Annotated in this window: 21 protein-coding genes; 10 read left to right on the top strand and 11 right to left on the bottom strand. The window is 69.4% G+C overall.

Annotated elements, in window-relative coordinates; translation table 11 throughout:
• Nucleotides 1-3: 3 nt before the first annotated feature.
• The 3 genes from BJQ95_RS13120 to BJQ95_RS13110 all read right to left on the bottom strand — a co-directional run bounded on the left by BJQ95_RS13120 (nucleotide 4) and on the right by BJQ95_RS13110 (nucleotide 2,175).
• Nucleotides 4-336, bottom strand: coding sequence for a hypothetical protein (locus tag BJQ95_RS13120; RefSeq protein ID WP_130176452.1), 333 nt, complete (start codon nucleotides 334-336; stop codon nucleotides 4-6).
• Between the two features lie 31 nt (nucleotides 337-367).
• Complete coding sequence (locus BJQ95_RS13115) at nucleotides 368-1,108, bottom strand: META domain-containing protein (protein ID WP_130176451.1); 741 nt, start codon at nucleotides 1,106-1,108, stop codon at nucleotides 368-370.
• Between the two features lie 113 nt (nucleotides 1,109-1,221).
• Entirely contained in the window at nucleotides 1,222-2,175 is a 954-nt protein-coding gene (locus tag BJQ95_RS13110) for a helix-turn-helix domain-containing protein (RefSeq protein ID WP_165384853.1), read from the bottom strand.
• A 234-nt stretch (nucleotides 2,176-2,409) separates the two neighbouring features.
• Here BJQ95_RS13110 and BJQ95_RS13105 point away from each other — a divergent pair, with 234 nt between their 5' ends.
• The 6 genes from BJQ95_RS13105 to BJQ95_RS13080 all read left to right on the top strand — a co-directional run bounded on the left by BJQ95_RS13105 (nucleotide 2,410) and on the right by BJQ95_RS13080 (nucleotide 10,595).
• Nucleotides 2,410-4,131, top strand: a complete 1,722-nt coding sequence (locus BJQ95_RS13105) for an MFS transporter (protein ID WP_130176449.1) — start codon at nucleotides 2,410-2,412, stop codon at nucleotides 4,129-4,131.
• A gap of 8 nt (nucleotides 4,132-4,139) precedes the next feature.
• Nucleotides 4,140-5,729: an SLC13 family permease gene (locus tag BJQ95_RS13100; protein WP_130176448.1), complete on the top strand. Its 1,590-nt coding sequence runs from the start codon at nucleotides 4,140-4,142 to the stop codon at nucleotides 5,727-5,729.
• A gap of 30 nt (nucleotides 5,730-5,759) precedes the next feature.
• Nucleotides 5,760-7,304 (top strand): leucyl aminopeptidase, encoded by a 1,545-nt coding sequence (locus tag BJQ95_RS13095; RefSeq protein WP_130176447.1) that lies wholly within the window; start codon nucleotides 5,760-5,762, stop codon nucleotides 7,302-7,304.
• Nucleotides 7,305-7,346: 42 nt separating this feature from the next.
• Nucleotides 7,347-8,801, top strand: a complete 1,455-nt coding sequence (cls, locus tag BJQ95_RS13090; RefSeq protein ID WP_130176446.1) for a cardiolipin synthase — start codon at nucleotides 7,347-7,349, stop codon at nucleotides 8,799-8,801.
• A 20-nt stretch (nucleotides 8,802-8,821) separates the two neighbouring features.
• On the top strand, nucleotides 8,822-9,508 hold the full coding sequence (locus tag BJQ95_RS13085; protein ID WP_130176445.1) for a GAP family protein: 687 nt from the start codon (nucleotides 8,822-8,824) through the stop codon (nucleotides 9,506-9,508).
• A gap of 220 nt (nucleotides 9,509-9,728) precedes the next feature.
• The gene (locus tag BJQ95_RS13080; protein WP_256041379.1) at nucleotides 9,729-10,595 is read left to right on the top strand and encodes a DarT ssDNA thymidine ADP-ribosyltransferase family protein; all 867 of its coding nucleotides are present in this window, start codon (nucleotides 9,729-9,731) and stop codon (nucleotides 10,593-10,595) included.
• A gap of 83 nt (nucleotides 10,596-10,678) precedes the next feature.
• On the opposite strand, the gene BJQ95_RS13075 is transcribed toward BJQ95_RS13080, so the two are convergent.
• The 3 genes from BJQ95_RS13075 to BJQ95_RS13065 form a co-directional block, all read right to left on the bottom strand.
• Nucleotides 10,679-11,233 carry an MOSC domain-containing protein gene (locus BJQ95_RS13075; RefSeq protein WP_130178946.1) on the bottom strand — a complete coding sequence of 185 codons (555 nt, stop codon included), beginning with the start codon at nucleotides 11,231-11,233 and terminating at the stop codon, nucleotides 10,679-10,681.
• 35 nt (nucleotides 11,234-11,268) lie between these two features.
• Nucleotides 11,269-12,108 (bottom strand): DUF4097 family beta strand repeat-containing protein, encoded by an 840-nt coding sequence (locus tag BJQ95_RS13070; protein WP_130178945.1) that lies wholly within the window; start codon nucleotides 12,106-12,108, stop codon nucleotides 11,269-11,271.
• 123 nt (nucleotides 12,109-12,231) lie between these two features.
• On the bottom strand, nucleotides 12,232-12,441 hold the full coding sequence (locus tag BJQ95_RS13065) for a hypothetical protein (RefSeq protein ID WP_130178944.1): 210 nt from the start codon (nucleotides 12,439-12,441) through the stop codon (nucleotides 12,232-12,234).
• Nucleotides 12,442-12,624: 183 nt separating this feature from the next.
• Between BJQ95_RS13065 and BJQ95_RS13060 the strand changes: the two genes are divergently transcribed.
• Both BJQ95_RS13060 and BJQ95_RS13055 read left to right on the top strand, forming a co-directional pair.
• Entirely contained in the window at nucleotides 12,625-13,353 is a 729-nt protein-coding gene (locus BJQ95_RS13060; RefSeq protein ID WP_130178943.1) for an endonuclease/exonuclease/phosphatase family protein, read from the top strand.
• 125 nt (nucleotides 13,354-13,478) lie between these two features.
• The gene (locus tag BJQ95_RS13055) at nucleotides 13,479-14,729 is read left to right on the top strand and encodes an exonuclease domain-containing protein (RefSeq protein ID WP_130178942.1); all 1,251 of its coding nucleotides are present in this window, start codon (nucleotides 13,479-13,481) and stop codon (nucleotides 14,727-14,729) included.
• Between the two features lie 117 nt (nucleotides 14,730-14,846).
• Here BJQ95_RS13055 and BJQ95_RS13050 read toward each other — a convergent pair whose 3' ends face one another.
• Nucleotides 14,847-15,137, bottom strand: coding sequence for a GNAT family N-acetyltransferase (locus BJQ95_RS13050; RefSeq protein WP_130178941.1), 291 nt, complete (start codon nucleotides 15,135-15,137; stop codon nucleotides 14,847-14,849).
• 96 nt (nucleotides 15,138-15,233) lie between these two features.
• Between BJQ95_RS13050 and BJQ95_RS13045 the strand changes: the two genes are divergently transcribed.
• The gene (locus BJQ95_RS13045) at nucleotides 15,234-18,722 is read left to right on the top strand and encodes a bifunctional RecB family nuclease/DEAD/DEAH box helicase (RefSeq protein WP_240694901.1); all 3,489 of its coding nucleotides are present in this window, start codon (nucleotides 15,234-15,236) and stop codon (nucleotides 18,720-18,722) included.
• A 30-nt stretch (nucleotides 18,723-18,752) separates the two neighbouring features.
• On the opposite strand, the gene BJQ95_RS13040 is transcribed toward BJQ95_RS13045, so the two are convergent.
• Complete coding sequence (locus BJQ95_RS13040; protein ID WP_205750227.1) at nucleotides 18,753-19,259, bottom strand: MarR family winged helix-turn-helix transcriptional regulator; 507 nt, start codon at nucleotides 19,257-19,259, stop codon at nucleotides 18,753-18,755.
• 110 nt (nucleotides 19,260-19,369) lie between these two features.
• On the opposite strand from BJQ95_RS13040, the gene BJQ95_RS13035 reads away from it, so the two are divergent.
• The gene (locus BJQ95_RS13035; RefSeq protein WP_130178940.1) at nucleotides 19,370-20,050 is read left to right on the top strand and encodes an NADPH-dependent F420 reductase; all 681 of its coding nucleotides are present in this window, start codon (nucleotides 19,370-19,372) and stop codon (nucleotides 20,048-20,050) included.
• Between the two features lie 70 nt (nucleotides 20,051-20,120).
• On the opposite strand, the gene BJQ95_RS13030 is transcribed toward BJQ95_RS13035, so the two are convergent.
• From BJQ95_RS13030 to BJQ95_RS13020, 3 genes are all read right to left on the bottom strand, one after another.
• Nucleotides 20,121-23,126, bottom strand: coding sequence for an SNF2-related protein (locus BJQ95_RS13030; RefSeq protein WP_130178939.1), 3,006 nt, complete (start codon nucleotides 23,124-23,126; stop codon nucleotides 20,121-20,123).
• Between the two features lie 59 nt (nucleotides 23,127-23,185).
• Nucleotides 23,186-23,641 carry a GyrI-like domain-containing protein gene (locus BJQ95_RS13025; protein WP_130178938.1) on the bottom strand — a complete coding sequence of 152 codons (456 nt, stop codon included), beginning with the start codon at nucleotides 23,639-23,641 and terminating at the stop codon, nucleotides 23,186-23,188.
• A 66-nt stretch (nucleotides 23,642-23,707) separates the two neighbouring features.
• The gene (locus BJQ95_RS13020) at nucleotides 23,708-26,005 is read right to left on the bottom strand and encodes a bifunctional diguanylate cyclase/phosphodiesterase (protein ID WP_130178937.1); all 2,298 of its coding nucleotides are present in this window, start codon (nucleotides 26,003-26,005) and stop codon (nucleotides 23,708-23,710) included.
• Nucleotides 26,006-26,057: the final 52 nt, after the last annotated feature.

Here is a 26,057-nt window from a genome sequence, read left to right as displayed (position 1 = left end):
CAGTCAAGCCCAGTAGTTGCTCTGATACAGGAAGACGATGACCCCCACCTCGAGGGCGAACAGCCCGTAGCCCACCCACAGGGCGGCGTAGGCGAACACCCGTCCGCTGGCCTCGCCGCGGGCGATACGGGCCAGCGTGACGTGGGCCAGCACCACTCCGATCACCGGCAGGATCAGCGCCAGCACGAAGCTGAGAACGGCCAGGGCGCCGGTGGCGTCCGGATTCGGGTCGACCGCTGCCGCCCGGGCGTTCTGGCGGATGCCGAACCGCAGCAGGAAGATCAGCGCAATCGCACCACCCACGATGAGCACGATCGTGATCGGATAGGCGCCCACGCGAAGCCTCCTCCTTGCAGGTTGTGACGCTTCAGCGTGCCGTGAGTTGGCCGACCACGGTGCCGTCGGCCGATTGCAGTGTCATCACGCCCGCCCGCACCCGGCCCTGCACGGCCTGGCTCAGCCACTGGTCGATGCCCTCGCAGGCCATCAGCGTCATCGCGCCGGAACCGAGCAGAATCGCCTCGTCGTCGGCCTGTTCCCAGGTTCCGGTGAGCACATTGCAACCGTCATTGCCGGAGTACCGGCCGTCGGCCTGGATCGACAGGAACGGGGCGGTCGGGGTGTTCGACTCCACCCAGTAGCCGATCGGGCGACCCTGCGGACCGACGGTGCTGTCGGTCGAGCGCACCAGGGTGGTCTCGGTCGAGTCGAACGAACTGCGGATGACCAGGGTGTCGCCGTCGACCTGAACCCTCGTGCCGCGGCTGACCGCCAACGGCAGCTGGGCGCCGTCGCACGCCATCATGGTCTGCGGCCCGGAGGTCGTGGTCAGGGTGCCGTCGGCGGCGAGTTCCCAGGTGCCCTGCACCCGGTTGCAGCCGTCGGAGGCGCTCCAGGTATTGTCTTGCACGAAGGACACGTAGGGCTGCTCCGGACTGTCGAACGTCTGGTCGAGCACCCAGGTGCCCACCAGCGCGCCGGGTTGCGCGGTGCCAGAAGGGGTGGCCGTGTTCGGGGCGGCCGCGTTCGGGGTCTGGATTGAGCAGCCGGCCAGGACCAGCAGGACCGCCGCAGCGGCTAGGAACCGGGCGGAGGAGTGGGGCGCCATGTTGTACGACCTCTCGGCTGGGGAACGTGCGCAGCAGACGTGCACGAGTAGCGTGTTGATGTTCTGCTCACTATGGAGTCAGCGTGCCCGGGCGGGGGGATGCTGACGCGGAATCACTCACCCCGAGGCGCGGAATTGCGCTCAGTGCCGGCGAGTAGCCGGTGGCTACGATACTCGGAGGGAAGCATGGCGTACCGGGCCTTGAACCCGGCCCGCAATTCGAAGGTGGAGCTGAAACCGGCCTTGGCCGCCACATCCGAAATGGTCAGGCCCGCGGAATGCGGCATCGTCAGCAGCACCGCGGCCGATTCGGCCCTGGCCCGCCCGATTTCATGGGCCACGGTGTCGCCGCTGCCCTCGAAGGCTCGCTGCAGGTGCCTGAGCGAGACGCCGAGCTGCGCGGCCAGGGTCGCCGGGCTGAGGTCCGGGTCGCGGTGCCGCGCATCGATCTGCGCCCGCGCCCGAGCTCGCAGGCCTATCCGTAGGACCTCACCGTCCATCGCATAACCGTCACCTTCGAGTAGCAACCCCACCACGAGGTCCTCGATGGTGCGCTCCACTATCAGGGTACCCACGCCGCTGGGCGACCACGCGCTGTCGACGATCGACAGCGCGAACAGGCGCAACGGCAGGCCGAGCGAGCCGGCGTCGTCTATGGGCTGGCTGTCGCTGCGCACCCGTACCCCCCGGTCGGCGAGCCGGGACTGCGGCAGCTGGATGGCGAGACCGCGGGTCATCTCGGTGGCCTCCAGTGTCATGGCGTCCCAGCCGGGCACGGTGTACCCGCTGATCGGCCGCAGGGTGCGCATCGGGCCACCGCCGATCCGGATGCCCATCCGGCCGTTGAGCAGGAAGGCCACGTGCAGTACGTCCGGGGTCGCGTCGGTGCCGACATCGAACCGAAACGCCGACTGCGTTGTGAGGGTCACCGAGGTACGCCCGAACAGGCGCCGCTTCGCGGAGAAGTGGAACACCGTGGACTCCGGCACGAAGAACCGCCGGGCAAGAGCGGCCAGCGCCCGGTCGGGAAGCGGTGCCGGACCGGCCTGGGCAATGATGTGCTGCATGGCGCCGACGGGAATCGGTACCCACATGGTGCACCCCCGGCTTCCTCTGATCAGCGCCGCGAGCGCGGCCCTGGGCGTGGCGTGGATTCACGCAGCACCGTAGTGCCAGACACAGTTTTACGCCAGCACCTGAGCAGACTCGCGCCAACTTCTGCCCCGCCCGAACCCGCGGTCCTAGGGTGACATTCAGCCAGACCGGGTGAGTGACCGAATGAGCGAGGGGATCAACACGCAATGGCCGCACACACCCTGCCGGAGAGCCCGCCGACACCGACCGTCGCGGCCTCCTGGCTGCCTCTGATCGTCGTTGTGCTCACCCAGATCCAGGCCTCGTTCGCTGTAAACGCACTCACGGTGTCGATGCAGGGCATCACCACCGACCTCGACACCCCCGCCACGAGCGTCGGCACGGCCATCACCGCCGGGACCTTCGCGATGGCGGCGTTCATCCTGCTCGGCGCCAAGATCGGCGCGAAGTTCGGCTCCCGCCGGGTGTTCCAGATCGCCGTGGTCATTCACGGCCTGGCGATGGCCGCCGTGGCACTCAGCATCTCCCCGGCCATGCTCTTCGTGGCTCAGGCCGCCTCCGGCGCGGTCATCGCACTCATCGCCCCGGCGCTGGTCGTGTTCATCGCGGCGAACTTCCACGGTGAGCAGCAGGCCAAGGCAATCGGTTTCCTGGCCGCCGCCATCCCCGCTGCCGGCGTGCTGGCCCTGCTGATCGCCGGAACCTTCGCGTCGACTATCGGCTGGCGATACTCCTTCGCGCTCATCGTGGTGCTCGCCGGGGTGAACCTGCTGCTCAGCTTCCGGCTCAAGGTTGTGCCTCCGCAAACCGAAGTCACCATCGACTGGGTGGGGGCGCTGCTCGCGGCCGGGTCGATCATCCTGCTCAGCTTCGGCTTCAGCGGACTCAACTCCTGGGGCGTGGTGCTGGCCACCGACGCGGCCCCGTTCAGCATTCTCGGTGTGTCGCCGGCACCCGTGTTGATCATCCTCGGTGCCATCATCGGCCAGGTCTTTTTCGTTTGGCTGCGCCGACGAAAGGCCGCGCACCAGGCGCAGATCTTCGACCTCGAGGTTCTCAAATCGGGGTCGGAGAAGGCGACGACCTTCGCGATGGCGGCGATGCTGTTCGTGGGCACGGCCGCGAACTTCCTGATCCCGCTCTACATCCAGATCGTGCAAGGCCGGTCGAGCTTCCAAACGTCGATTGCGATCATCCCGTACACCCTGTCGATCTTCATCGCCAGCACCCTTGTCGCCACCCTGTACCGCCGGTACCCGCCGCACACCATCGCCAGGATCGGCTTCGTGGTGGTGGCGTTCGGCCTCACGCTGCTCGCGTTCACCATCCGCAATGAGTGGGAACAGTTCGTCGTCATCCTCGGCCTCATCATCCTGGGCCTGGGTCAGGGCGCGATCGTGGCCCTGGTCTTCAACACGTTGCTTTCGGCCGCGCCCAAACGGCTTGCCGGCGACGTGGGCGCCTGGCGAGGCCTGGTGCACAACATCTCCGGCAGTGTGGGCATAGCCGTGGCCAGTGTCTTCGCGGTCGGGCTGCTGACCACCCTGGTCAGCACCAGCGTGGCCGAGAGCCCCACCCTCCCCCCGGAGCTCACGGCTCAGGTGCCGCTGGACAACGTGAACTTCGTCACCAACGCCCAACTCGAGCAGGTGCTCGGCGAGACCACAGCCAGCCAGGCGCAGGTCGACGAGGGCGTGGCTATCAACGCGGCCGCGCGGTTGCGGGCTCTGCAGATCTCCCTGCTCGGCCTGGCCGGCATCGCGCTGCTCGCCATCATCCCCGCCGGCCGGATGCCCGACTACCGGCCGGGCGACATCCCTGCCGTGCTTTCCAGCGGCGCCGAACCCGACCAGGCCGAGGCCGGCGGCACCGGGCCGAACGGCACCCAGCCGAACGGCGCAAAGCAGCACCCCGCCGCGGGGGAGTAGGCCGGAGCGTGGACCCGATCGCGGTGACCCTGGTGGTGCTGGCCGCCGCCGTGGCGCTCTTCATCTGGAACCGGCTGCCGGTGGAGATCGTGGCGATCGGGGTGGCGCTGGCCCTGTTTGCCACGGGGGTGTTGACTTTCGAACAAACCCTGGCCGGCTTTGGCGACCCGGTGATCGTATTCATCGCCGCGCTCTTCGTGGTCAGCGAGGCCCTCGATGCCACGGGCGTGACTGCCTGGGCCGGCCAACGGCTTGTGGCACGCGCCGGCACCAGCCGGCGCCGGCTGCTAGTGCTGGTGATGCTGCTTGTGGCACTGGTCACCGCGTTGATCAGCGTGAACGGGGCCGTCGCCGCTCTGCTGCCGATGGTGGTGGTCCTGGCCATGCGCATCGGCCAGCCGCCATCGAAGATGCTGATGCCGCTCGCCTTTGGCGCCCACGCGGGCTCCCTTCTGGCGCTGACGGGGACCCCGGTGAACGTGCTCGTCTCCGAACTGGCGCTGGCCAGCGGTGAGCGGGCGTTCGGCTTCTTCGAGTTCGGCCTGGTGGGGCTGCCGCTGGTGACCGGCACGATCCTCATCACGGTGTTGTTCGGCGGCCGGCTGCTGCCGGCCCGCTCCGCCGCGTCGGCTCCGCGCGACCTGAGCGCGCACGCGCAGACCCTCGCGGACCAGTACCGGCTGGCCGCCGGCGGTGCGCCGGGCGAGTTGCTCAACCGGGAGGTCGGCCTCACCGAGGTGCTGGTGCCGCCGCGGTCGCCCTTCGTGGGCGAACACGTGTTCAGCGGCATGGTCACCGACAGCGGCCGGCTCGTGGTGGTGGCCATCCAGCGAACCGGCGACGACCTCACCGACACCGTGCTGGCGCCGGGTGACCTGCTGCTGCTGCGCGGCACCTGGGACGCGCTGGAGACCACCTCCTGCGACCCCAATGTCGTCGTGGTCGATGAGCCGGCCAGCATCCGCCGCCAGGCCGTGCCGATGGGACCGCGGGCCCGCACTGCCCTGGTCGTGCTGGCCGGCATGGTGATCCTGCTGGCCACCAGCCTGGTGCCGCCGGCGGTTGCGGCCCTCGTCGCCGCGTGCGCCATGGTGCTGCTGCGGGTACTCACGGTGCCGCAGGCGCACCGGTCGATGGCCTGGACCACCCTGATCCTGGTGGGTGGCATGATCCCGCTGTCCACCGCGATTCAGGTCAGCGGTGCGGCCGACCTCCTGGCCACAGGCCTCGTCGACGTGGTGGGCCGGATCGGCCCGGCGGGGGAGCCGAGCCCGGTGCTGCTCTTGTTCGGCATCGCCGTGGTCACCGTGATCCTCGGCCAACTGATCAGCAACATGGCCACTGCCCTGATCGTGGCGCCCATCGCGATCGCCATCGCGGCCGAAACGGGCATCTCTGCCCTGCCGCTGCTGATGGGCGTGGCCGTCGCCGCGGCGGCGTCGTTCCTCACCCCGGTGGCCACCCCCGCCAACACCATGGTCCTCGGGCCCGGCGTCTACGCCTTCGGAGACTATTGGAAGCTGGGCCTGCCCCTGGTGGCGCTCTTCCTCGCGGTCGCGACACTGCTGGTCCCCGTCTTCTGGCCCTTCCATCCCTGACCCCTCCCCCCTACCTCCAAGGAGCCCCGCATGTCCGTCGGATCGCACAAACTCATTCCTGAGTCGTTCAGCGCGGCGCCCTCCCTCGACCCGGCCAACGCGGTGGGCGTGCTGGTGGTCAGCGAGGTGTCGGTGGGCCTGGATGCCGTCGGCTTCCTCGTCGGGCCCACCGGAGACCTGCCCGACGCGGTCACGGTGCCCCGCGAGGCGCTCGCCGGGCTCGGCTTCGACGCCACGCCGGGCCAGTCGCTGCTGGTGCCGCAGCAGTTCGGCCCGCAGCTCTACCTGGTGGGCACCGGCCCCGCCGACGAGATCACCGATGCAAGCCTCAGAGATGCCGCCGCCGCCTTCGCCAGGGCCGCGCACCGGCACCCGCGGGTAGGGCTGCACCCGGGAGTGGTGCCCCTGCCGGCCGAGCTGGTCGGGCAACTGATCACCGAGGGCGTGCTGCTCGCGCGCTATCGGTACACCGCGGTGAAGCCATCCAGCGGCCACGTGCCCCTGATCTCGCTCGACATAGTGGTGGCGCCGGAACAGGCCGGCGCGGTGGCCGACGGAGCCCACCGGGGAGAAATCCTGGCCCGCGCCACCAACCTCGCCCGCGACCTGGCGAACTCCCCGCCGAGCCACCTCACCGCCACCGACCTGGCCGACGTCGCGGTGCGGCTCGGCGCCGACCGGGACCTGGAGACGACGATCTTCGACAAGGCACAGATCATCGAGCTGGGTTGCGGCGGCCTGCTCGGCGTCAACGCGGGCAGCGTCGAAGAGCCGCGCATCATCAAGCTGGTCTACCGGCCGAACTCTGCCCTGGCGGCGCCCGGCGCCCGGCTGGCCCTGGTGGGCAAGGGCATCATGTACGACTCAGGCGGCATCTCCCTCAAGCCCTCCGACCCCATGCACCTGGCGATGAAGATGGACATGGCCGGCGCCGCGGCTGTGCTCGGCGCCCTGACGGCGCTGAAGGACCTGGGCTGCTCCAACGAGGTCACCGCATTCCTGATGTGCACGGACAACATGCCATCGGGATCGGCGATGAAACTCGGGGACGTGCTGCACATCCGCGGCGGAACCACCGTCGAGGTCAAGAACACCGACGCCGAGGGTCGGCTGGTGATGTCGGATGCTCTGGTGCTGGCCGGCGAGGACGCGCCGGACGCGATCGTGGACATCGCCACCCTCACCGGGGCGGCGCTGATGGCGCTTGGCCAGCACACCGCCGCCGTGTTCGGCACCAGCCAGCCGCTCATCGACCAGGCCGTGGCCGCCGGGCGGGCGGTCGACGAGTCGCTCTGGCAGCTGCCGCTGGAAAAGCGCTATCGGTCGCAACTGGACTCCGAGGTCGCAGACCTGTCGAACATGGGCGGCAAGTACGCCGGGGCCACAACGGCCGCGCTGTTCCTCGCCGAGTTCGTGGGCGACATCCCGTGGGCGCACCTCGACATCGCCGGGACCATGCAGGCCGAGAAAGATGAATCCTGGCGCAGCCAAGGCGCTACCGGATTCGGCACCCGGCTGCTGCTCGAACTCGCGACGCGGTTCACGCCGGTGCCGCCCAAGGCCCCGGCAGCGTGATGCTGGTGTACGTTCACGTCGACACAGCAGGAGGGAACGACCATGGTGGATTTTCAGCTCGGTGCCTGGCTGCTCGTGGCGCTGCATGCCCTGCTGGTGCTCATCGCCACCGTGTATGTGTCCGCCAACCGGCGGCCATCCGCGGCCATTGCCTGGGTGCTGGCGATCATTTTCATCCCGTTCCTCGGTGTGTTGCTCTTCCTGTTGGTGGGCGTCGGGCGGCTGCCGAAGGCTCGCCGCGAGAAACAGCGCGAGGTGAACGAGCTGATCCTGGCCCGCACCGAGGGCCTGGACCAGGTCAGCCACCGCGACGAGTGGCCGGCCTGGCTCGGCTCGGCGGTACGGCTGAACCGCAACCTCGGCGCGCTGCCGATGGTGGGCGGCAACCGGGTGGAGCTGCTGCCGGACTACGAGGATTCCATCATGCGGATGGTTCAGGCCGTTGACGAGGCCACCGAGTTTGTGCACGTGCAGTTCTACATCCTGGTGCTCGACAGTGTCACCCAGCCCTTCTTCGACGCCCTCGCCCGAGCGGTCCAACGCGGCGTGAAGGTCAAGGTGCTCTCCGACTACCTTGCCTGCCTGATGCTGCCGCGCCGGAAGGAGACCCTGGCGGCGCTGGCTGACATGGGCGCCGAGTGGCATGCGCTGCTGCCCCTGCGGTTCTGGAAGGGCCAGTGGCGCCGGCCGGACATGCGCAACCACCGCAAGCTTCTCGTCGTCGACGCGCGGCTGGGTTTCAGCGGCTCGCAGAACATGATCGACGCCACCTACCTCAAGCCCGGCAACCTCAAGCGCGGACTGCGCTGGCACGAGTTGATGATGCGCATCGAAGGTCCGGCGGTTCGCGAGCTGAACGCCGTGTTCCTGGCCGACTGGTACAGCGAAACCGACCAGATCCTGCCCTTCGACACCTCGCCGATCGTGCTCGATCCGGCGCCGGACCTGCTCGACGCCCAGGTGCTGCCGAGCGGGCCGAGCTTCGAGAACGACAACAACCTCAAGCTCTACGCCATGCTCATCCAGAAGGCCGAGCGCCGGGTCAGCATCACCAGCCCCTACTTCGTGCCGGAGGAATCGACGATGCTGGCCATCGTCACGGCAGCGTCGCGCGGTGTGGAGGTGGAGCTGTTCGCCTCCCACATCGGTGACCAAGCGCTCGTCTACCACGCGCAACGGTCCTACTACGAGGAGTTGCTGCGGGCCGGAGTGTCGATCTACCTCTATGCCGAGCCCACGGTCCTGCACGCGAAGCACTTCACCATCGATGATGACGTGTCGGTGGTGGGGTCGAGCAATATGGACATCCGCTCGTTCAGCCTGAACATGGAGGTGTCGGTGTTGGTGCACGGGGCCGATTTCGTGCGGCGGATGCGCGAGGTACAGGACGGATACCGGGCCAACAGCAGCAAGGTCGAACTGGCCGACTGGCTTGACCGGCCCGCCGGCGCCAAGGTGTTCGACAACCTCGCCCGGCTGACCTCGTCTCTGCAGTAGCCGGAACGGGAGGTGCGCGGGTGAATGAGTGGGGCCAGCTGTTGCCACTGGCCTTGACCATCGCGCTCAGCCCGCTGCCGCTGGCTGGGCTGCTGCTGATGCTGCTCGCGCCCGACGGGTTCAAGGCTGCCGCGGGGTTCAGCATCGGCTGGTTCGTGGGGGTGATGTTCTCGGCGACGCTGCTTGCGCTGCTGTCGTCGCTGTTGCCGCACGACAGGTCGGCCGGCAGCCGCGCGCTGCAGGTGGTGCTACCGCTGGTGCTCGGCATCGTCCTGATCGTGCTGGGCCTGGTGCAATGGCACGACCGGCCGCAGCGAGGAGTCGAGGTGCCGCTGCCGCGCTGGCTGAACGCCCTTGACCGGCTGACGCCGGCGCGCGCGACCATCATCGGGGTCGGCTACGCAGCCTTCAGGCCGAAGAACCTGGTGATGGCCGCCGCGGCCGGGGTGGTGATCCTGGGCTCGAACACCGACCCCACCGGCATTCTGATCTCGGTGGCGGTCTTCACCGCGCTGGCCTCGATCACCATGCTCGGCCCGGTGTTCGCCTACGCGTTCGGCGGCCCAGCGGTGAGGGCGCGGTTGGTGCGACTGCGCGGCTGGTTGGTGCACAACATGTCACTGATCACTGTCATCACGGTGCTGCTGCTCGGCGTGTTCCTGGTGCTGGCCGGTCTCGCCCAGCTGGCCGGCCAACTTCTGCGCTGAGCACAACTCCGGCAGAATTCTCCGGTGGCGCACCGGCGGCGCCCGAACTCGTGGCCGTGCCAGGGCTCAATCACCCGATTGGACCCCGATCAACAGCGGATCAGCCCCGGACGGGGCAGGTTGTGTCACCGCGGGCCGCGAAATGACCGTAACTTAGATAGGTAGGCACACGTCCGTCGAACCCGACGCGCCAGAGCCTGCGCACACGAAGGGTTGAGTAGTGAACGAGGAATGCATCCACGGACTGGACGGGGAGCTGTGCGCCCTGTGTTTCCCACCCGCCGCCCCCGTCGCACCGACCGTGCCCGCCGCCCGTGCCCCGCGTGCCAGCCGAGCACGCACCCCCGAGGCGCCGACGGCGCTGCGCACCATCGTCGCCCCGATCACCACGGGCACCGCCAAGACCAAGCGCCAGGACGACAACGTCGGCGAGCAGCGCATCTACCACCTCACCCACATCCGCAACCTGCCCGGCATCCTGGCCACCGGCCGGCTGCTGGCTGACAGCAGCGACGACTGGGCCGACCGTCCCGTCGTCGACATCTCGTCATCCGCGAACCGTGGCGCTCGCCGTGACGCCCGCGTCGCCGGCGCCGACAGCCTCGCCGTCGCCGACCACGTGCCGTTCTTCCTCTCGCCCAACGCCCTGGTCTGGGAGAACATCCGCGCGCAGTCGCTCGACCCACGCCTCTCCGACGACGCCCACGACGCCGCCGCGTTCGACTTCGTGATCCTGGTCTCCACCGTCAAGAAGGTGCTCGACGCGCAGGCGACCACCGCGGCCGGCCCGTCGGCCAGCCACTTCGCCGTGACCGATGGCGACGCCGCTTTCGCCGCCACCCGGTTCGGTGCCACGGCCGCCGCGGCCGACCGGATGCTGCGTCTGCTCCGCGCCGACCTCGATTCCGACACCATCCTCAAGGCCGAGCTGCTCGTGCCCGGCGAGGTGCCGTTCGGCCTGATCACCCTGATCGGCGTCGCCAACGACCGGGTGCGGGATGCGGTCAAGCCGATCCTCGCGGCCGCCAGCCACAAGCCCAAGGTCGCCGTCTACCCGCCGTGGTTCCACCCGACCGACGAGGACTGACCCTCGGGGACGTTTATCGGGAAAAAGGGCGAAAATCAGGACTCTAGGTGTGATTCCGTCCTAGGAAAGTCACTTTTTCCCGATTACACGACGCCCAGGGGCTGGTGCGCACCGGCCGGGAGCTCGACCCGCAGCTCGTCACCCGGGGCCACCTCGCCGCTGACCAGCACGATGCCCATGATGCCGGCCTTCCGCACGATCCGGCCCGCCGCATCCGTGTGCTTGAGCGCGCCCTTGAGGCCGGACTGGAACTTGTCGATCATCGAGCAGGGGTCCCGCATGCCGGTGACCTCGACAACGGCCTCGGCGCCGAGGTGCAGCCGGGTGCCGAGCGGCAGTGCCAGCAGGTCGATGCCGGTGGTCGTGATGTTCTCTCCGAGCTGACCGGGGGAGACCTCGAACCCCTCGGCTGCGAGCTCGGTCAGCAGCTCAGAGCGCAGCAGGTGCACCTGGGTGAGATTGGCCCTGGCCGGATCGGTGCGGATCAGGTAACGGTGCTGGGTGGTGGCCCCGGCGTGGGAGTCGCCCTCGACGCCGTGCCCGGCCACCAGGCGGATGCCGGCCACGACCGGTTTGCTGAACCGGTGCTTGTCGTCCCGGCTCACGGCCGCAATCGTGCCTGTCTGCTGCTCGCTCATGCCGCCATCCTCGCAGGTCGGCGCGCTCAGCCGCGCTACCTTGTGGCCTCGATGGTGATGGAGCCGTTGGTGGTCTGCGCGGTGATGGCACGGCGCGAGGTGCTTTCTGAGGAGACGCTGTCGTCGGTCACGGAGCCGTTGGTGGTCTGCGCGGTGACCCGGTAGGTCACCCCGTCGACGGGCACCCGCACGGTGATCTGCCCGTTGGTGCTGCCGGCGTTGACCACCTCCGGCGCATCCACGAACTCCAGGGTGACGGACCCGTTCGTGGTCGAGGCGGCCACGGTCTTGGAGACGGCCTCGGTCACCCGGATATCACCGTTGGTGGTCTGCAGGTCCACCCGTCCCACCGTGCCGACGGTCTCGATGACGCCGTTGGTCGTGCTCAGGGTGACCCGGCCGGTGAGTCCGGATGCGGTGATGCGGCCGTTCTCGCCGACCGCGGTGACCGGCAGCGCCCGGGGCAGTTGCACGGTGACGGTGACGGAGCAGCGGGAGAAGAACTGGGGCCGGCAACCGCCGCGCACCTCGGTGACGCCGCCCTCGGTGCGAGCCGAGAGGGTGGGCTCGTTGCCGAAGTAGGACCCGGTCAGGCGCACGCGCACCTGGTCGTCGGTGCTCGCCTGCAATACGATCTCGGCGTTTCGCATGTCCACGCTCAGGCTGGTGCCTGGCGCGAGGTCCGCGCTTCGATCCACCGAACCGCTCCGTCCCCACAACCCGAACGCGAACGCCGTGATGAGCAGGAGCAGCCCGACGATCGGGATGAGAATGTACAGCAGGATGCGCCACGGCGGAGTCGGGCGCTTCCCTGCCGGTGACGCCGGTGACGCCGGTGACAGCGGGGACGGCGGCGGTGCTGAGGCATCGGTCATGGCAGGAGCTCCCCGGTCAACGGCGGGTCAATGGCGCCGGGCGCGCCACAGCGCGCCGCGAGGCATCCGTGCCGGGGACGCTAGCAGGGTTTCGGTCGCCCCGATACGGCGGGGCCACACCGGTCAGCGCCTGGTGATGTCCCTGTTGCGGTAGCGCAGCACGCGGGCGCGCACCGAGAAGATGCCGCCAAGCACCAGCGCGCCGATAGCCAGGGGCAGCAGCGTGGACAGCATCTCGTTGCCGGTGAAGGCGTTGAGGATCAGGAGGGCCAGTGCGAGGCCGCTGCACGCGAAGGCGGCGATCGTGTAGGTGGTGAACGTCCAGGGTTTCACGGGGTAAGCATCCAATCTGTGGCGGTCGGCGTTCGGGCGCCGGCCCGGGACTTACGGTACCAGCGCTCCCAGAGGACCCGGAATACCCGCAGGGCCTGTCGGATGCTGGCGACGCCGATGCTGCATTCGTCACCCAGCGAACGTAGGCTTGATGTCTACCGTCGATTCACAGATAGGTCTGACGTGAAGGTCATCAGCTACAACCTGCGCAAGAACAGTGCCAGCGGCGAACTCATCGCACTGGTCGAGAAGTACGACCCCGACCTGCTGTGCCTGCAGGAGTGCGACACGCTCGACCTGCCCGCCGAGGTCGGTTTGTTGCACCTGGCGGATTCCACCACCCGCAACCGGCTGGGGCTGGCGGTGTACTACCGGCGGGACCGGTTCACCGCACAGAAGACCCAGACCTTCGCGCTGAAGAAGTCGCTGCACGACCTGGTGCTCACGCCGGCGCACGAACGGCTGATCGGCACCCGACTGTTCGACATGGCCGCGCAGCGAGAGCTGGTGGTGGCATCCTTTCACGCCGCGCCGCTGACGGCACTCAACTCGCTGCGGCGCAACCAGATCCGGTCGGCTCACGAGGAACTCGCCGTGCTGGGCCCGAATCTGCCCACCCTGATGGTGGGGGACTACAACTACCCGATTTTCAAAAAACACCTCAGCAACGAGGTCAGGGAGTCCGGCTACGACCTCACCCTGAGCGACAGCCGCACCTACACGCGGTACAAATTCTTCCGCGGCCACTTCGACCTGGCCACCTCGGTGGGCCTCACCATCGACAACGTCGAGACGCTGCCGCGCGGTACCTCCGATCACATGCCGATCCTGGTCACCTCGTCCTACGTCAACACCCCGGCCGCCCCTGCGTTCACCGCCGCTGCCTCGGTCGACGGCGAGTTCTCGATCTGACGACACCCGTCGTTCCCCGCGGGACCGCCACCGGGCCGATCCGCTCCAGCACTGCCACGGACCGGTGGCACGGTTCGACTTGCCCACGGGTCTAGAGTCAGGCATATCGAATGCGAAGGAGCCCCATGGCCGGTCCTGGTTTCGCCGTGATCGATTTCGAAACCACCGGCCTCTCACCCGCCCACAACGACAGGGTCATCGAGCTCGCCGTGGTGCACGTCAGCGACCGGGGACGGATCGAGGGCCGCTGGGAAACCCTGGTGAACCCGCGCCGGGACCTCGGCCGGCAGGCCATCCACGGCATCCGCGCCGCCGACGTGCTGGATGCCCCCACCTTCGCCGCGATCGCCCCGCAGCTCATCGAGCTGCTGCGCGGCCGGGTCGTCGTGGCGCACAACGCGAGTTTCGACATCCGTTTTCTGCTGGCCGAACTGAGCCGGGCCGGCCATGTCGCGCCCGCCGAGGTCGTGAGCCTGTGCACGATGCAGCTGGCCCGCGACTTCCTTCCCGGCGCCGGGCGTTCCCTCGCCGACTGCTGCGCGGCCCTCGACATCGACCTGGGCGGCGCTCATCGTGCCTCGGTCGACGCGTTCGCCACCGCGCAGCTGCTCTCCGCGTACATCGAAGCGGCGGATGCGCCGGAGTTCTGGTTCGCCCACCTCAACGCGGCCGCCGTGTCGCGGTGGCCGGCCGGGGAGGCCTCGTCGGTGCCGTGGTGCGCCCGCACAGTCTCGTCGCACCCGATGACCGCGGACTCCTTCCTCGAATGCATCACCACCCGACTGCCGGATGTGGCGGGCCCGGCCGAATACGTGGACTATCTGGCCCTGCTCGACAGGTGCCTGCTCGACCGGGCGCTCTCGGCGCACGAGGCCCAGTCGCTGGTGCGGTTGGCCGGCGACCTCGGCCTGGGCCCGGGCCCCTGCGAGTCGCTGCACCGGCAGTACTACGCGGCGCTGACCGCACTCGCCTGGTCGGACGGCATCCTCACCGGCGCGGAACTGGCCGACCTCGTGAGCGTGGGCATGCTCCTCGCGCTTCCCACCGACACCATCGCGGCGTCCCTCGACGAGACCCGGCAGCAGACGCCGGCGCCCGCCACCGCGGTTTCGGCCGGTGCGGGCTTCGCGTTGCTGGCCGGCGACCTGGTCGTACTGACCGGGGAGATGAGCCGCACCCGCAGCGACCTGGAGCGGGAACTCCGTGACGCCGGCCTGGTGCCCTGGCGCGCGGTGACCAAAAAGGTCAAGCTCCTCGTGGCCGCGGACCCCGACTCGCTCTCCGGCAAGGCCCGCAAGGCCCGCGACTACGGCATCCCCATCGTGGACGAGGCCGCCCTGGCCCGATTGGCCGGCGCGCGCTTCGCCGGAGCCTGAGCGACCGGCGTTTGCAAGGATAAAGGTCGAAAATCAGGACCCCGTGGCCGATCCCGTCCTTCGAATGTCACTTCTTCCTGGGAACATGGCGGGCGGAATCCCGAGGTGCCGAGAGGGCTAGCCGCGCACCCGCAACAGATTCGCACGCTCCGGATGCTTGGCGAACCACCTGGCAACATACCAGCAGTCCGGCGCCACGGCGCGGGTGCCGGTGGCCTCGACGTCGTCCATCGCAAACGTCACGACCTGCCCGGCCAGGCCCTGCCCGCGGCGGTGGGGATCGGTGAAGGTGTGGTTGAACGACACGGTGTCGCCCTGCACGAGGTAGTCGGCCAGGGCGGCGAGCTCGCCGTCGATGTAGAGGGCGTAGCGGGAGGCATCCGGTTCGTGCACGAGAGCTGTGGTCACCCGACAAGCGTAGACCGCCGCCCGCGCTGCAGGGAGCGGGGCGGTGTCGGAGGTCTCCGGTAACCTGACGACATCCCAGCAGGTGGAGGCGCCTTCGTGTTCTTGCTCGATTCCACAGCACAGCCGGCAGCACAGCCAACAGCACAGCCGACCGTGATCTTCAGCGCCAGCGACCTCGGCGCCGCCGCGGGGTGCGAGTGGGCCGTGATGCACAAGCTCGACGGCAAGCTCGGCCGGATCGACACCGTGCCCGACGAGGGCGACGCCATGCTGCGCCGGGCCGGGGCCCTGGGCGACGAACACGAGCTGCGCTATCTGGAACGGCTGCGGCAGAGCCACGACGTGGTCGAGTTCGCCCGCCCGTCGATGCGGGAGCTGCCAGCGGCGGCGGCCGCGGCGGCCGAGGCCTTCCGGGCCGGGGCCGATGTGCTCTTCCAGGCCACCTTCTTCGACGGCCGTTTTGTCGGGTTCGCCGACTTCATCATGCGCACCGAGAACGGTGCCTACGAGGTCTACGACACCAAACTGGCCCGTTCCGCGAAGATCACCGCGCTGCTGCAGGTGGCCGCGTACAGCGACCAACTCGACCGGCTCGGCATCCGCACCGGAGAAGACGTGCACCTGCTGCTCGGCGACGGACGCACCAGCACCCACCGGCTTCGCGACATCCTGCCGGTCTACCGCAAGCGCCGCACCCGGCTCGAGCGCCTGATCGACGAACGTGTCGCCGACCCGGAGCCCACCCCGTGGGGCGACCAGCGGTACGCGGCCTGCGGGCGCTGTGCGGCCTGCTCCTTGGAGGTCGAGGCCCACCGCGATGTGCTGCTCGTCGCCGGCATGCGGCTCACCCAGCGCCGGCATTTGCTCGAGGCGGGCTTGACTACCATCGAGACGCTCGCGGCGAGCACCGGCCCGGTCGACGGGCTCGTGGACGCCACGGTGGCGGCCCTCCGCGCCCAGGCCCGGCTGCAGCTCCACAGCCGCCAGCTCGCCACCGGGGAGCCTGGCCACGTCGATGCCCCCGCCTTCGAGGTCTACAACCCGGTGGCGCTCGGCGCCCTGCCCGAGCCCGACGACGGCGACATCTTCTTCGATTTCGAGGGTGACCCGCTCTACAGCGAAACCGCCGCCGGCACCGACAGCCCGGAGTGGGGCTTGGACTACCTCTTCGGCCTCATCGAGACCGACGGCACTTTCCGCCCGTTCTGGGCGCACGACTACGCCGAAGAGCGCCAGGCCCTGATCGACTTTCTGGCCTACGTGGCCCTCCGCCGCGCCCGGCACCCAGACCTGCACATTTACCACTACGCCGCGTACGAGCGCACCCACCTGCTCTCGCTGGCCGCCCGGCACGGTGTGGGCGAAGACGCCGTCGACGACCTGCTCCGCGACAACGTGCTCGTCGACCTCTACCCGGTGGTCAAGAAAAGCCTGCGGGTGGGCTCCCGCAGCTACTCGATCAAGAAACTCGAACCGCTCTACATGGGCGACGAGCACCGTGAGGGCGTCGACAACGCCGCCGATTCCATCACCGAATACGCCGACTCCCGCGATCTGTACCGGGCCGGGCAGACGGATGCCGCCCAGGCCAAGCTCGACGCCATCGCCGATTACAACGAATACGACTGCCTGTCCACCCTGCGCCTGCGCGACTGGCTGCTGGCCCGCGCCGACGAGGCCGGCATCCCGCGCGCGGCATCCCGCGATCTCGAACTCGCCATCCCGGTGCGGGAGCCCAGCCCGGTCTACCTGGCCCTGACCGCCCAGGTGGCGGATGCCCCGGCCGGCGACCGCACGGCGGACCAGACCGCGATCGCCCTGGCCTCCGCCGCCATCGACTACCACCGTCGGGAGGGCAAGAAGTTCTGGCAGGAGCACTTCGACCGGCTGCGGAACCCCGTCGACGAATGGTCGGCCACCCGCGACGCGCTGATCGTGACGGCCGTCACCGTCGACCGCGACTGGACGCTGGTGGGCCGCGACCGCAACCTGTCCAGGGTGCTGCGCATCGAGGGCGAGCCGGCGCCGGGCAGCTCGCTCAAGCTCGGCCAGAAACCGTTCCTGCTCTACGACGCGCCCTACCCTCCGCTCGGGGTGACCGGCGAGCCCGGCTCCCGGGTGGCCCACGAACGCACCGAGATCACCGGCCTGGTCGACGAGGCCACCGGCGAGGAGGTGCTCTACGTCACCGAGAAGCTCGGCCGCGGCGTCGACGCCTACGACCAACTGCCGATGGCGCTGGCCCCGGCGACCCCGCCGCCACCGGGCACCCAGGTGCCCGCGATCGCGGAGTGGGGCCAGCGGGTGCTCGACGCGCTGCCGGCCATGCTGCCGGATGCGGCGCTGGACGTTTTGCGGCGGGTGGCGCCACGTGGCGTCGTGAGCTCGACCAGCGGGGGCGACATCACCACGGCCATCCGGGACAGCCTGCTCGGCCTCGACAGGTCCTACCTGGCCGTGCAGGGCCCGCCCGGCACCGGCAAAACCTACACGGGCTCCCGCGTGATCGCCGAGCTGGTGCGTGACCACGGCTGGAAGATCGGTGTGGTGGCCCAATCGCACGCCACCGTGGAGAACATGCTCAGCGCCGTGCTCAGGGCCGGACTCGACTCCGAGAGCGTGGGCAAGAAGGCCAAGGCGGGGGAGGAGGCGCGGGAGAACGGCTGGACCGCGTTGGCGCCCACCCGGTTCGCCGAGTTCACCGGCCAGGCCGGCGGCTTTGTGCTCGGCGGCACCGCCTGGGACTTCAGCAACGCGGCCCGCATCGAACCGGGCTCGCTCGACCTGCTCGTGATCGACGAGGCCGGCCAGTTCTCGCTGGCCAGCACCATCGCCTCCGCCGTCGCGGCCCGGCGCCTGTTGCTGCTCGGTGACCCGCAGCAACTGCCGCAGGTGAGCCAGGGCTCCCACCCCGAGCCCGTGGACGTCTCGGCTCTCGGTTGGCTCACCGACGGGCACGATGTGCTCCCGGCCGAGTTCGGCTATTTCCTGGCCAAGAGCTGGCGGATGCACCCCGCGGTGTGCGCGCCGGTGTCCAGACTCTCCTACGAGGGCAAGCTCGAATCCCAGGCCGCTGCCCGACACCTGGACGGGGTCGCCCCCGGCCTCCATCCGCTGCCCGTGCCGCACCTGTTCAACTCCACCTCGTCGCCCGAAGAGGCCGAGTCCGTGGCCGGGCTGATCGGCTCGCTGCTCGGCCGCACCTGGACCGTGAACGGCGCGAGCACCCCGCTCGGCCAGCAGGATCTCATCGTCGTCGCCCCGTACAACGCGCAGGTCGAGGCGATCCGGCAGCGGCTGGCCCTGGGCGGCTGGCACGACGTGTCGGTCGGCACCGTCGACAAGTTCCAGGGCCGGGAGGCGGCCGTGGCCATCGTGTCACTGGCGGCGTCCAGCGCCGAGGAGGTTCCCCGCGGGCTCGAGTTCCTGCTGCTGGCGAACCGGCTCAACGTGGCCATCTCCCGCGCCCAGTGGGCGGCGTACCTGCTCTACTCGCCCGCGCTCACGGATGCCCTGCCGCACAACGCGGACACGCTCGCGCAGTTGAGCGCGTTCATCGAACTCGTCGAGGGCTGGACCGGCTGAACCGGCTGAACCGGCACGCCGGCCGTCGGCTCAGGCTCCCTTCGGGACCCCGGGGTTGAGGCGATTGGTGGGGTCGAGCTTCATCAGCAGCTGGTTCGAGATGGCGTCCAGCTGGGCCACCTGCTCGTCGGTGAGGGGGTCGATCACGTTTTCCCGCACCGTGCGCACATGCCCGGGCGCGGCGTCCTGAACCACGGCCCAGCCCGCCTCGGTGAGGGAGGCGTTGGTCGCGCGGCGGTCGCTCGGACACGGGGTGCGCTGCACCAGGCCGCGGTCCTCGAGCCGGCGCACCACGTGCGACAGCCGCGGCAGGCTGGAATTCGTCATCGACGACAGCCCGGTCATCCGCAGGGTGCGGTCGGGTGCCTCGGAGAGCATCGCGAGCACGTAGTACTCGAAGTGGCTCAGCGCTGAGTCTCGCTGCAGCTGCGAGTCGAGCAGCCCGGGCACCAGTTCCACCACGGCCACGAAACGCAGCCACGCGTGCATCTGGGCCGGATTGAGTCCCTGAACGGCGGGCGTTTCGTTCGTGTCCATGGGGACAGCTTATCAAGCCAGGCCGAGTTTGGTTGACGCGACAAGTAAAAGGCGGTACATTACTTGTAACAACAACTAATCATCCGCCGGAAGGCGAGAGGGAGTACGTCATGACGAGCATCAGCATCATCGGGGCCGGCAACATGGGAACCGCCATTGCGGCGATCGCGGCCACGGGCGGCGCCTCAGTTCAGCTGCTGGCGCAGGATGCCGAGAAGACCAGGACCGCGGCCACCCAGGCGGGAGCATCCGTCGTCGCCGGAGTCGTGGGCGACGCCCTCACCGGCGAGATTGTGGTTCTCGCGCTGCCGTACCAGGCTGTCGCCGGAGTTCTCGCGCAGTATCAGGGCAGCCTCGACGGCAAGATCCTCGTCGATATCACCAACCCGCTCGACTTCGCCACCTTCGACTCGCTCGTGGTGCCGGCCGACGGCTCCGCCGCGCAGGTCATCGCCGAGGCGGTCCCCGGCGCCCGCGTGCTGAGGGCGTTCAACACCACGTTCGCGGCCACCCTGGCCACCGGCGGCGTCAACGGCGTCGCGCCCACCACGGTGCTGGTCGCCGGCGACGACACCGACGCCAAGAACACCCTCATCGCCCTGCTGGTCGCCGGCGACGACACCGACGCCAAGAACACCCTCATCGCCCTGCTGGTCGCCGGTGGCGTGCTGGCCCTGGATGCCGGTGCCCTCAAGCGCGCCCGCGAACTCGAGGCGCTCGGCTTCCTGCAGCTCACCCTCGCCGCGGCAGGCGCCACGGGCTGGACGGGTGGTTTCGCCCTGGTCAAGTAACCACCCCAGCGAACTGTGAGAAAAGCCCCGTTAATCTGTGATTCGTGGGGCTTTTCTCACGGTTCGCGAGCTATTCGAGCAGGGCGCGGATGTCGTCGGCGGTAAGGGACTTCGCGAAGACGGCCTCGTCGTCGAGCACCGCCTCGACGAGCTTGGCCTTGGACTCCTTCAGCGCCATCACCTTCTCCTCGATGGTGTCGGCGGCCACGAGCCTGTAGACCATCACATTGCGGGTCTGGCCGATGCGGTGGGTGCGGTCGATGGCCTGGCTCTCGCTGGCAGGGTTCCACCACGGGTCGAGCAGGAACACGTAGTCGGCCTCGGTGAGGTTCAGGCCGAAGCCGCCGGCCTTGAGGCTGATCAGGAACACCGGGGCATCCCCGGTCTTGAACTCGTCGATGACGCCCGGGCGGTCGGTGGTCGAGCCGTCCAGGTAGCTGTACCGCACCCCGCGTGCGTCCAGTCGCGCGGCGGCCAGGGCCAGGTAGGAGGTGAACTGGCTGAAGATCAGCGCCCGGTGGCCCTCGGCGACCACCTCGTCGAGCTGCTCGAACAGCGCGTCAAGCTTGCTCGAGGGCACGCCCGCATACTGGTCGTCGACCAGCGACGCGTCCAGGCTCAGCATCCGCAGCAGCGTGATCGACCTGAACACGATGAACCGATTGGCCTCCAGATCGTCCATCAGACCCAGCAGCTTCTGCCGCTCCCGCTGCAGGAAGGTGTCGTAGATCTCGCGGTGCTCGGGGTCGAGGTCGATGCGCAGCACCTGCTCCTGCTTGGCCGGCAGGTCGCGCGCCACAACATCCTTGGTGCGCCGCAGCATCAGCGGGCGGATGCGCCGCCGCAGCCGACCGATCAACTCCGCCTGGCTCTGCACCCCGCGCTCGGCCGGGCGCAGGTATTCCTCGGTGAACCGGCGGGCCGAGGGGAACAGGCCGGGGGCCACGATGGAGAACAGCGCCCACAGTTCGAGCAGGTTGTTCTCCACCGGGGTGCCCGTCACCGCCAACGTGAACGGTACGTCGATGTAGACGGCCGAGCGGTACACCTGTGAGGTGCGGTTCTTCACGAACTGGGCCTCGTCCAGGATCAGGCCCGCCCAGCCGTGCGCCTGGTAGGCGTCGAAGTCGAGGCGGAACAGCGCATAGGAGGTGACGAGCACATCCACGTTCCGCGCCTGGTCGGCCAGGGGGCGGCCGCTGGTGGCCTGGGTGCTGGTGACGGCGCCGACCCGCAACCCCGGTGTGAACTTTTCGGCTTCGGCGAGCCAATTGGACACCACGGAGGTGGGCGCCACGACCAGGAACGGCCGGGCGGGCGCCGCGGGATCGGCCGGGTGCTGCACGGCGTGGCTGAGCAGGGCCAGCACCTGCAGGGTCTTGCCCAGGCCCATGTCGTCGGCGAGGATGCCGCCCAGGCCGTGCTCCCAGAGGAACACCAGCCAGTCGAAACCGGCGCGCTGGTACGGGCGCAGAGTGGCGTTCAGGCCGGCCGGCAGCGGGGTGACTTGGGGCAGGGCTGCCACACCCGCGGCATCCGTTTGGCCGCGTTCGAGCTGGAGCAGCCCACCGACCGCCGCCCGCCACGACACGGCCTGCTCGGTCTCGTCGGCGAGGTCTTCGAAGTCCGACCACAGGCTGGCCTGGTGCCGGTTGATGCGCAGCCCGGTCTCCCATTCCGACAGCGCCCTGGCCTCTTCGATGAGTTCCCGTAGCCGGTCGAACACCGGCTGGGTGAGCGAGAGGTAGCTGTTGTCCACCAGCAGTAACTTTTTCCGGCCCTTCGCGAGGGCCGTGAAGATCGGGTTGAACGGGATGCTGCGGCCGTCGATCCGCACGATCACGCCGAGGTCGAACCAGTCGCGTTTCTCGGTCTCCACGGTCGTCACGATCAGCTGCGGGGTGGCGGTGAGCTCGCGGTAGTCAGGTTTGTCGCCGACCAGCTGCACCCGCACCCCCGGTATCGCCTCGAGCCGGGGCAGGGTTTTGTCGGCGTATTCCGCGGCGGGGAGGCCGGTGAGGGTCACGGCCGGCGCGGCAGGGTCGGCCGGCGCCGAGAGGTCGGGCAGGGCGGTGTTCAGCCGGTGCAGCACGTCGACTTCGGCTTCGTCGTCGCGGTCGCCCTGCCACTGCCAGTCCAGCCGCACGGCCTGCTTGGGTTCGAAGCTCACGGTGTGCACGAGCACCGGCGGCGGTGGCGGCGGGAACTGAATGGAGGCATCCGCGCTGTTGATCGGCAGGCTGCGGCGCAGGGCCGGATAGTACTCGCGGAGGAACTCGTCGACCTCGCCGGCCGGCACCACCAGGCCGGGCGTGGCAGGCGAGCGGCCGCCGGAGCTGCCGAGCAGGCGGCGCTGCTCGGTGCTGAGCGGCTCGATGCTCGGGGCCAGCACGATGGCAGCGTCGGCGCCCAGCCGGTAGGCGTAGACCCCGTGGTCGCCGAGGGCGCCCGCGGCCCCGACCGGATGCTCCTGCCCGTCGATGCTGAGCACCGGGGAGAGGGTGAGGGCGGCTGCAGTCTGAACGGCATCCAGTGTCACGCTAGCCCCGCCGGCCACTTTCACGGCGGCGTCCTTGTGGCTGCCGACCAGGGCGATGCCCAGCCGGCTCGCCTCCGTGAGCAGATGCCAGAGCAGCGGGCTCTCAAACTCGTCGAGGTAAAGCCACTCGGTGTCCTGGCCGTTGTAAACCGGCCGGTGGACCCTGTGCAGCGGCACGAACTGGCAGAACCAGCGGTGCTGGTCAACGTTGAGGCCCAGCCGATTGAGCTGGTAGCCCACGTTGCTCCAGGTGATCGTGGACTTCACCCACTTGCCCGAGTCGCTCTGGATCACCGGGCGCACGCCGAGCCTGATGGCGCCGGCCTTGGCCCGGCTCGCCGAGGCGCGCACGGCGGTGGCGCCGCGCCAGCGATCGTTGCTGCGCGGGGTCTGCTCGCGCAGTTCGAAGAGCAGGCCCATGGCCGTGCGGGGGGTGTCGTCGGGCCCGACGACGGCCGGCAGCGTCCGATCCGCCGGGGTGTCGCCGCTGAGAGCCTCAACGGCCGACTTCCAGTCGGGCGGGACGGTGGGCGGCATGGCTCAATGCTCTCACGCACCCGCCGACAGCCGGGCCGGGCCCGGCGCCAGGGGTCCGCTCAGGCCAGTGGGAACACGATCCGGGTCTGCCAGGTCGCGGGGTCCGGATCGGAGTCGGGGCCGGTGAGGTATTCCTCCCACATGTCCGCCCCCGTTGTGAGGCGCTGCTCCTGCAGCCAGGCCGCGATCTGGTCGTAGGTGCGAGTCATCCCGTCGTAGGGACCCGTGTAAATGCTCGTGATGGCCTCGCCGGCGGGCAACTCGGTCACCACCACGTCGGCGCTTTCCTGGGCTGCTCCGGCGACCGGAAAGCCCGCGGTGACGTCGACGGTGTCTGTGGGCATGCCGTGATACAGCGCCAGCGGCGGCCCTGCGGGCGCCAGGCCCTGCTCGGCCAGCGCCGCGGCCGACACCTCGAAGGCCCGACCGAAGTACTCGGTGAGGTCGGCCATCTTCACTCTCTCGTGCACCCCCAGCATGGTGCGCGGTTCCAGCTCGACCCGGTCGATCTGCATGGTGTGCTCCTTCGCTCGGGGACACTCTATTCCGACCCGTGCGTGCGGCACACCCGCAAGCGGTGGCTAGCGGACGGCGCGCAGCCCGACCGGCAGCGCCGTGCGGGCGTCGAGCCAGCGTTCCAGCTCGGCCGCGGGAATCGGGCGGGACAGGTGATAGCCCTGGGCCACGTCACAGTCGAAGCGGGCCAGCTGGTCGAGCACCTCCGCGGTCTCCACGCCCTCGGCCACGATGCGCATGCCCAGGCTGTGGCCGAGGTGGATCGACGACGCGACCAGCGCCGATGCCCTGGCGTCGTCGAGCATCGGGATCACGAAGGACTGGTCGAGCTTGAGTTCGTCGATCGGCAGGTCACGCAGGTAGGCGAGTGAGCTGTAGCCGGTGCCGAAGTCGTCGACGGCGATCAGCACGCCCGCGTTCCGCAGGCGCAGCAGGATGTTGCGGGCGCGGTCACGGTCCACCAGCAGGAATTCCTCGGTGACCTCGAGCATGAGCGCGGAGCCGGGCAGCCCTCGTTCGGCGAGCATCGTGGTGACCACCCCGGCGAGCTGGTAGTCGGCCAGCGACCGCGACGACAGGTTGACGGCCACCGTCACCGTGCGCCCCTGGGCCTGCCAGAGGACGGCCTGGTCCAGGGCGAGCTCGAGGACCTCCCGGGTGAGGCTTCGCATCAGGCCACCGTTCTCGGCCACGTCCAGGAAGGCGGCGGGGTAGAGCAGGCCCCGCGTGGGGTGGTTCCAGCGCACCAGCGCTTCAACGCCCGGCACCGTGCCGGTGGGCAGGTGCACCTTGGGCTGGTAGTGCAGCACCAGCTGTTTCTCGGCCAGCGCGATGCGCAACTCGTGCAGTGTGCGCAGGCGGGCTTTGTCGTTGCTGTCGTCGCCGGGGGAGTAGACGTGCTGCCCCACCCGGCTGGACTTCGCCGCGTACATGGCCATGTCGGCCTTGCGCATCAGCCCGCTCAGGTCGGAGCCGTGTTCCGGCGCCATCGCGATGCCGATGCTCAGGCCGATCTCCAGGCTCAAGCCGTCGATCACGAGGGGTCTGGCGGTCACCAGGCGTAACCGTCGGGCCATGGCCGTGGCGCGTTTGCGGTCGGCGTGGTGTAGGTGAACGGCGAACTCGTCGCCGCCGAGCCTGGCCAGCAGGTCACCGGACTGCAGGGCACCGGACAGCCGGGCGCCGATCTGTTCGAGCAACAGATCACCCGCTTCGTGGCCGAGGCTGTCGTTCACCTCCTTGAACCTGTCCAGGTCCAGCACCAGCAGGGCGCTCGGCCGGGCATCGACAGCGCTCAGCCGGGTGGAGACATCCATGGCCAGGGCCCGACGGTTGGGCAGCCCGGTGAGTTCGTCGATGCGGGAGAGGGAGTGCAGGTGACGTTGCCTGAAGGCCAGCGGGATCGCGGCCAGGGCCAGGGTGCCGCCGGCCAGGCCGACGGCCAGCAGCGAGACGTGGGCCTGGCTGGCCAGCAGCAGCACGGCCAGGCCGGCGGTCGTGGCCGCCATCGGAGCCGTCACCGACGAGGCGGTGAAGGCGGTGCCGTCCGCGACGGTGGCCATCGCCGTGCGTTCCGGCAGGTCGCGTCGGCGAGCCGACGCGAACACCCACGCGGTTATCAGCGCGAAGCCGATCGCCCGGGCGCCGTCGAGGGCCGAGCCGATGAACACCGAATCACCCTGCACCTGCCGGGCGTAGGCGGTGTCGGCCGTCGCGACGAGCAGCAGACCCACCGCCAGCATCAGCCCGGAGCGGCCCAGCACCCGGCCCGGTATCGCCGCGATGCCCCCGAGGGCCGCGATGAGCAGCAGATCGAGCACGGGAAACGCCACGCTGACGAAGACCGGGACGGAGAAGGGGGAGCCCAACGCCGTCTCGATGGCAGGGGAGAGCAGCACGGCAAACACCGAGGTGGCGCCCAGCGCGCCGAGGGCGCTGTTCACCAGCGCCGGCCAGGCCCGCGTGCGCAACGAACGGCGGGCTATCACGGCGAGCACGCCCACCATGAAGACGTAGAACAACAGATAGCCGGAATCGGCGAGCGAGGGCGTGGCGCCGGCGCCATCGTCCGGCAGCAGCCTGTGCGCGGTGTCGCCCACGGCCAGCGCCGTCACCGCCGCCGCTGCGAGGATGATGTCGGGCCGGGTGAGGCGCACCCTGTTCACGGCCAGCCAGACCAGCACCACGGCTGCCCAGACGCTGAGCACGGCCAGCCAGCGCTCAACGATCGGGTTGAACCCGTCGCCGTGGAACACCAGGCCGGTGAGATTGGCGAGCAGCACCACGGCGATGCCGCCGAAGACGACGCCATCGGCGCGGGACAGGTGGGGCCGGGGACGCAGGATGGTCGGCGCAGACGTCACCGTCGAGTCCCCCCTTCCGAGACCACGTACCTTCGGGCCCAGTGCCGCGACG

The sequence above is a fragment of the Cryobacterium sp. SO1 genome (genome assembly GCF_004210215.2).
In the GTDB taxonomy this organism is placed as follows: Bacteria; Actinomycetota; Actinomycetes; order Actinomycetales; family Microbacteriaceae; genus Cryobacterium.
The sequence above is the reverse complement of the archived record's forward strand: the minus strand, read 5'-3'. Positions and strand labels throughout refer to the sequence as shown.